The sequence below is a fragment of the uncultured Thermosynechococcus sp. genome (genome assembly GCF_937958135.1).
Taxonomy (GTDB): Bacteria; Cyanobacteriota; Cyanobacteriia; order Thermosynechococcales; family Thermosynechococcaceae; genus Thermosynechococcus.
The window spans coordinates 1-7,676 of record NZ_CALGOG010000096.1; the positions used below are offsets into that span (position 1 = coordinate 1).

Annotated in this window: 5 protein-coding genes and 1 pseudogene; 5 read left to right on the forward strand and 1 reads right to left on the reverse strand. The window is 54.6% G+C overall.

Annotated features, from left to right (window positions below; translation table 11 throughout):
- Positions 1 to 289: pseudogene (locus Q0711_RS11040) on the reverse strand (hypothetical protein); the annotation flags it as partial.
- A gap of 166 nt (positions 290 to 455) precedes the next feature.
- Between Q0711_RS11040 and Q0711_RS11045 the strand changes: the two are divergent.
- The 5 genes from Q0711_RS11045 to Q0711_RS11065 all read left to right on the forward strand — a co-directional run.
- Entirely contained in the window at positions 456 to 1,463 is a 1,008-nt protein-coding gene (locus tag Q0711_RS11045) for an isochorismatase (RefSeq protein ID WP_299042572.1), read from the forward strand.
- A gap of 77 nt (positions 1,464 to 1,540) precedes the next feature.
- The gene (gene fbp / locus Q0711_RS11050; protein WP_298611688.1) at positions 1,541 to 2,587 is read left to right on the forward strand and encodes a class 1 fructose-bisphosphatase; all 1,047 of its coding nucleotides are present in this window, start codon (positions 1,541 to 1,543) and stop codon (positions 2,585 to 2,587) included.
- Between the two features lie 3 nt (positions 2,588 to 2,590).
- Positions 2,591 to 4,120, forward strand: coding sequence for a glucose-6-phosphate dehydrogenase (gene zwf / locus Q0711_RS11055; protein WP_298611691.1), 1,530 nt, complete (start codon positions 2,591 to 2,593; stop codon positions 4,118 to 4,120).
- Positions 4,121 to 4,210: 90 nt separating this feature from the next.
- The gene (opcA, locus tag Q0711_RS11060) at positions 4,211 to 5,545 is read left to right on the forward strand and encodes a glucose-6-phosphate dehydrogenase assembly protein OpcA (protein WP_298611694.1); all 1,335 of its coding nucleotides are present in this window, start codon (positions 4,211 to 4,213) and stop codon (positions 5,543 to 5,545) included.
- A 12-nt stretch (positions 5,546 to 5,557) separates the two neighbouring features.
- Positions 5,558 to 7,676, forward strand: a 2,119-nt coding sequence (locus Q0711_RS11065) for a cation:proton antiporter (protein ID WP_299042576.1), incomplete at its 3' end; no start/stop codon positions are given.

Sequence of the window (7,676 nt, forward strand, 5' to 3'; positions counted from 1 at the left end):
GGGTTTTGCTAAAGGCCTTGATCACTAGGCGTACCTCTGCCGAACCCGCCAACAAATAGTCTGCTTCTGAGGCGGCATCCACCACCTGGCACAGGCGATTATTGGCTCGTAGCAGATCGCTGGCATAGGCAGCCAAGGAGCGAAGGGAGTCCTTTTCAAGGTGAGTGCCACTGTAGTTAATTTCAGCAATAGTTGCCCCATCGGTCATGCGGCCAATTAGAACGGCTAACACACCCGGTAGGCCGGCAATATGCTGCTCTAAAACACTCTTGAGCGTGCGTACCACCACCTGTTTTCTCCTGAGGAAATTCAGCCTTGATTAACTTTAGATACTATATAAGGGTTATCCATGGTTCTCCATCCGTAGAATTTCGGATATTGTTGCCGATTTAACAAAAATGGATACCTCTTTCGTGGAAAGGGATTTTCCAGACTATTCCCCCTAGGAGTCAGCCATGACTACGGCAACAGAACTGCCCATTCCCGAGTTCTTTGACCCTGCGAAAGTGGCTCAGGTGTGGCGCGTTCCCTACCAAGAACGGGCAGTGCAGGCTCGCCAATGGGCACAGCAGTACCGAATTCCGCCGGCGAGGGAAGATCAACGGCGCACAATTCTCTTGCTCATTGATGTCCAGAATACGTTTTGCTTGCCGGAGTTTGAGCTATTTGTCCAAGGTGCAGTTGCGGACAATCAACGCCTCTGCCGCTTCATCTATACCCACCTTGCCCACATTAGCGAGATTATCGTTACCCTCGATACCCACACCGCCAGTCAAATTTTCCATCCCCTCTTTTGGATCGATGCCAATGGGGAACCACCGCCGCCCCTGACGACCATTACCGTTGACGATGTTAAGTGTGGGCGCTGGCAACCCAATCCCCAACTCCTGGCCTCCCTCGGCATGACCGATCAACAGAGTTTGCAGGCCTATGCCCAGTACTATGTGGCACAATTAGCTGCCAAAGGGAAATTTCCGTTGACGATTTGGCCCTACCACGCGATGCTGGGGGGAATTGGCCATGCGTTGGTGTCTGCGGTGGAGGAGGCCTGTTTCTTTCACACGGTGGCGCGCCAGCAGCAAACCCGTATCGAACTCAAGGGGAACCATCCGCTGACCGAAAATTACTCAGTGCTGCGTCCAGAGGTGAGCCATGACCCCCAAGGACATCCCCTAGGGCCGGTGAATACAGCGTTGATTGAGCATCTACTGGCGGGCGATCGCCTGATGATTGCCGGTCAAGCCAAGAGTCACTGTGTTGCTTGGACAGTGGCCGATTTACTCAGCGAAATTCAACAGCGGAATCCCCAACTGGCTCAACGGGTTTATCTCCTTGAGGATTGTATGTCCCCAGTTGTCGTGCCGGGGGTCGTGGACTTTAGCGAAGCTGCCAATAGAACCTTTGCCGAGTTTGCCGCTGCCGGCATGCACCGCATCACCACCGGTACTTCTTGGAATCTTTAACTGATCTAAAGACTCACCACTTCTGAGAAGAGACGGTTTAGGATCGGGGCTAGAGGCATCCTCACCAGGGAGGGGTAATGACTGACTACGCTGCCCACGAACAGGCTCTTGATCGCGATTGTTTGACCCTATCTCGCCACGTTCTCCAGCAACTCCAAAGCTTTGATGCCGATGCCCAAGACCTGAGTGCCCTCATGAATCGGATTGCCCTTGCGGGTAAGCTCATTGCCCGCCGTCTGAGTCGAGCGGGTCTGATGGAGGGGGTACTGGGCTTTACAGGAGGGGTGAATATCCAAGGCGAAGATGTCAAAAAAATGGATGTCTATGCCAACGAAGTCTTTATTGCGGCCTTCAAGCAGAGTGGCCTCGTCTGTCGCCTCGCTTCCGAGGAAATGGAGAAGCCCTACTACATTCCTGAAAATTGTCCCATTGGCCGCTATACCCTCCTCTACGATCCTCTTGATGGTTCCTCCAATGTGGACATTAACCTCAATGTGGGATCGATTTTTGCGATTCGCCAGCAGGAGGGCACCGATCTAGACGAGACTGCCGCCGATCTCCTGCAGAATGGCCACAAGCAAATTGCCGCCGGCTACATTCTCTATGGCCCTAGCACAATGCTCGTCTATTCGATGGGCAAAGGCACGCATGTGTTTGTGCTTGACCCCAGCCTCGGCGAATTTATTCTGGCGATCGAGAACCTGCAAATTCCCGCCAGTGGCCCCATCTACAGCGTCAACGAAGGGAACTTCTGGGCATGGGAAGAACCCATTCGCAACTACGTCCGCTATGTGCATCGCCAGGCCGGCTACAGTGCCCGCTACAGTGGTGCCCTTGTCGGGGATATTCACCGCATTCTCATGCAGGGGGGGGTCTTCCTCTATCCGGGAACGCAGAAAAATCCGGCGGGGAAGCTACGGCTGCTCTATGAGGCTGCCCCAATCGCCTTCTTGGTGGAACAAGCCGGCGGCAAAGCCAGTACGGGAACCCAACCGCTGCTCGATGTCGTGCCCGACCATTTACACATGCGCACCCCCCTCATTATTGGGAGTCCAGAGAACGTTGCCCTTGTGGAATCCTTTATTCAGCAAACCCCTGCCACCCCAACCGTGACACAGGTGTAACCCATGGTAACCCTCTTTGAAAATCCCCTGCGGGTCGGCTTACGCCAAGAGCGCACTCCCGAACCACTGATTCTCATCATCTTCGGCGCGAGTGGTGATCTCACCCAGCGTAAGCTCATTCCCTCTATTTATCAACTGAAACTAGAACGCCGTCTGCCCCCAGAACTCACCATTGTTGGGGTGGCACGTCGTAACTGGAGTGATGAGTATTTTCGCGAGCATCTGCGCCAAGGAGTCGAGGAATTCGGCAGCGGCATTCAAGCAGAACCCCTGTGGCAGGAATTTGCCGAAGGTTTGTTTTACTGCTCTGGCAATATGGACGATCCTGCCGCCTACACCAAGCTGAAAACGCTACTGGCCGAGCTGGAGGAAAAACGCCAAACTCGCGGCAATCGTGTCTTTTACCTTGCGGTCTCACCGAACTTTTTCGTCGAAGCCATTCAACAACTGGGGGCGGCGGGACTATTGAGTGATCCCCAAAAACATCGCTTGGTGATTGAAAAACCCTTTGGCCGCGATCTCACTTCTGCCCAAGCCCTCAACGAGGTGGTGCAGGCGGTGTGCCAGGAGGAACAAGTTTATCGTATTGACCACTACCTCGGCAAAGAAACGGTTCAAAATCTCATGGTGTTTCGCTTTGCCAATGCCATCTTTGAACCCCTCTGGAACCGCCAGTACGTGGATCATGTGCAGATTACCGTTGCCGAAACCGTGGGGGTGGAAGATCGGGCGGGCTACTATGAAACCGCCGGTGCTCTACGGGACATGGTGCAAAACCACATGCTCCAGCTATTGGCTCTGACCGCCATGGAACCCCCCAATGCCCTCGATGCCGATAGTCTGCGGAACGAAAAGGTGAAGGTTCTCCAAGCTACCCGTTTGGCAGATCTGGATAACCTCAATGCCTGTGCGGTGCGCGGCCAATACCGAAGCGGCTGGATAAAGGGCAAACCTGTGGTGGGCTATCGCCAAGAACCGGGGGTCAGTCCCACTTCCACTACTCCCACCTATGTGGCATTGAAGTTAGTAATTAACAACTGGCGCTGGCAAGGTGTCCCCTTTTATTTGCGCACCGGCAAGCGTCTGGCCAAAAAGGTGACGGAAATCTCGATTCAGTTTCGTGATGTCCCCCTGCTGATTTTTCAGTCGGCGGCGCGCCAAACCAATCCCAACATTCTGACAATGCGCATCCAACCCAATGAGGGCATTGCCCTGCGCTTTGAGGCCAAGATGCCCGGTTCAGATTTGCGCACACGCACGGTGGAAATGGACTTTAGCTACGGCTCCTCCTTTGGGATGGCGACGGCGGATGCCTATGCACGGCTCTTGCTAGACTGCATGCTAGGGGATCAAACCCTGTTTACGCGCGCCGATGAGGTGGAAGCTGCTTGGCAGGTGGTGATGCCGGTTCTCAGTGCTTGGGATGCCCCCACCGATCCGCACACGATTTCCACCTATGAAGCGGGGACATGGGGGCCAGATGCGGCAGAAGCCCTAATTAATGCCGATGGCCGGCGGTGGCGGCGACTCTAAGGTTTGCCCCTCATAGAAATCAATGTCGAACTTCTTCGCCCCTTTACGAAAAAAACGCGACAAAAACACGATAGAACTGGGTACCTAAGTATGGCAACTGAATCCACTCCCCTCGTAGCGCTCCAAGATCCCGTGGATGTCTCCTTGGAGGATATTGAGCAGAGTTTGCGGCAAATTTGGCTCAGCCACGGTGGCGATGGCACCACGCCAGCAGCAGTGCGGGCAACGACCTTTACTCTCGTGGTCTATGAAGCGGATGATACCCAGCAACTGCTGGCGGCCTTGGGGTACTACACAGGCCCCATTGATGGGATCCTTGGCCCGCGCATGCAGTCGGCGATTCGGGCGGCTGAGAAGCATCACAATTTGCCGTTGACGGGTCGCATCACGCCGCAACTGCGACAGGCACTGCAACAGGAATATGCCCAAGGAAGGCCTCGGGGCGATCGCCCTATGGTGGATATGCGCGGTAGTGGTCTTGCGGATGCGATCGCCAGCCAAAACCCCTGTCGAGTGATTGCTCTGTGTCCCACCCTTGGGGAGGATACAGGGATTACCGCCCAGGTGGCGGCCTATTGCCCCATCAATAAAAAGGTGCGCAGTTCGTTGGTTTGTTGTGAGTACATTACCCTCAAGGGTACCCATCGCGCCTTTCAGCGAGTCGAACCCCTGTTGCAGTCTTTGATCATTCGGGAGCTGCCCCGCTTTTTGTGGTGGAAGGGGGATTTGTTCAATAACTTTGAGTTGTTTCAAACCCTTGCTCCCCAGTTTAGTCGTGTGATTGTCGATTCCAGTGAATTTCTCGATCCGCTGCGAGGTCTGCGGGCGATCGCGCCCCTTTTAGAGCAGAACCTTCCCATCACTGACTTGAACTGGCGTCGCTTGGGAGCTTGGCAAGAACTGGCCGCTGAAGCCTTTGATCCACCACAGCGACGCTTAGCCATCCAGGAAATTGATCAGGTGGTCATTGACTACGAAAAGGGCAATCCTGCCCAAGCCCTACTGTATCTTGGCTGGTTGGCTTCGCGGCTACAGTGGCAGCCACGCCAAATTCGCCACGAATGCAACGACTATGACCTGTACTATGTGGAGTTAGTGGGAGCCGATCAACGGCTAATTAGAGCAGAACTAGCGGGCATTCCCACCGGGGATGCGGGACTCGTCCTGGGGGATTTAATTGACTTAAAACTTACCTCCTCTAATCTCCAAGCGGATTGCTGTACAATTATTTGCTCAGAAACCCGTGGCTGTATGCGTATGGAGGCTGGGGGGAGTGCCCAGATGTGCCGTACTTACCATGTGTCTCCCCTCAGCGATCTGACAGCCGAAGTGCTCTTGAGTCAAGAACTGCAGCGCTGGGGGCAAGACTTCCTCTACAGTGAAAGTTTTGCTGTTGTCTCCCAGCTCCTAGCCTTGATGCCCTAGCATTAAGGAAATATGACCGAAGATTTTCGCCTTGTCATTGACCTCAGTGTGGTACTGGGGGCAGCGGCAGTGGGAGGGGTATTCGCAGCTTTACTGCGACAACCGATCCTGCTGGGTTACCTTTTGGCGGGTATGGTGGTGGGACCCACGGGCTTGGGACTTCTCAAGGAAGTTCCCCAAGTGGAAGGTTTGGCACAACTGGGGGTGGCCTTTTTACTCTTTGCCCTGGGGGTGAGCTTTTCCCTCGGTGAAATTCGGAAAGTCCAAGGGGTGAGCTTGGGGGGCAGTGCCCTGCAAATTCTCCTGACCATTGCCGTCACAACCCTCATTTCCCTTGGGGTTGGCTGGGTGAGTTCCCCCAATCAGGGCATTTTCCTCGGTGCTGTACTCTCTCTCTCGTCAACCGCAGTGGTGCTGCGCAGCCTGATGGATCGCAACGAGTTGGAGTCCATCCAAGGGCAAATCATGCTGGGCATCCTGGTCGTGCAAGATCTGGCGGTGGGCTTGATGATTGCGGTTCTACCCGCCCTGAATAAGCCCCCAGAGGAGTTGGGACTCGCCATCGGACAAGCGGTATTGACGATTGCTTTGATTGCCGTGGGGGCAATCTTGGCCGGCATCTGGGTACTGCCCCCTCTGCTACGGCTTTTGGCAAAAACAGGGAGTCGCGAGCTTTTCCTTTTAGGTGTTGTTGCCCTCTGCTTGGGGATTGCCCTGCTGACGCAGTATTTGGGGCTTTCGATTGAGATTGGTGCCTTTATTGCCGGTCTGATGATCTCCGAGGTGGAGTATGCCGATCAGACGCTCGATTACGTGGAATCCATCCGCGATGTCTTTACCACCCTCTTTTTCGCCTCCATCGGCATGCTCATTGATCCGCTGTTTCTCTGGCAGCACTTGGATCGCATTATCCAATTGGTGAGCTTGGTTATTCTCGGTAAGTTTCTAATCACAACTCCGATTGTCAAGCTCTTTGGCTACTCGTGGAAAACCTCTTTGCTTGCGGGAATTGGCCTTGCCCAGATTGGGGAATTTTCCTTTGTGCTGTTGACGGCAGGGCGGGGCTTGGGGTTGGTCTCCCAACAGGTTTACTTACTGACTCTCGGCACCACAGCGGTGACTTTGGTTGTGACCCCCTTTTTGCTGAGATGGGTGCCAGTGGTCTTAAAACTGCCCCCCCTGCGCCGTCTCCTCAAGGAGGATGAAATCCTCGACATGGATTTAACAGGACTGCCGCAGCGGAATCATGTCATTGTCTGTGGCTATGGGCGCGTCGGCAAGGGCGTGGTAAAACTCCTGCAAAAACAAAATTATCCGGTGTTGGTGATTGAGCAAAGCGAAACGGTGATTAATGAGGTACGAGAGGCGCAACTCCCTTATATTTACGGCAACGCTGCCAGTGCCACCATTTTGGCGAAAGCAGGGGTCGATCAAGCCCTTGGCATGGCGATCGCCCTCTCGGACAGTATGAGCACCCGCCTCTGCCTCAAACGTGCTCTAGAATTTGCCCCAGAACTGGATGTCATTGTCCGTGCCAATAGCGATCGCGACATTGAACTGCTCTATCAACTGGGGGCACGGGAAGTGGTGCAACCAGAATTTGAAGCCAGTCTGGAGTTGGCTGCCCATCTGTTCTTTACACTGGGCATGGGGGAGCGCCATATTCAAGAGCAAGTGCAACAGGTGCGCGACAGCCACTACGCCAATTTGCGGGGCGACACGCCGCCGGAGGGAACTGCCCGCCTTTTGCGACAAGCGGCTCAGGATATGAATAGTCGCTGGGTCACGATCCCTGAGGAGTCTCCTATTCGGGGCATGAGCCTCGCCGAAATCCAACTGCGACAGTTGACGGGGGTCACCCTGCTGGCCATTGTCCGTGCCAATGGGACTGAGGTGGATTATCCCAGCGGTGAAACTTGCCTTGAAGGGGGCGATCGCCTACTCATTGTGGGTCAGCCGGCGGAGTTTGCAGCTTTTGAGGCTCTGATCAATGGTCGCGTGACGGTGCCCCAAGGAGAAACCTTCTTTCTCTGGATTATGTTGCCTCAAGAGATGGATGAGCAACACCGCACCATTGCCGATCTGAATTTGCCTGAGACGGTGACCATCCGTGCCCTGCGGCGGGAGGGAA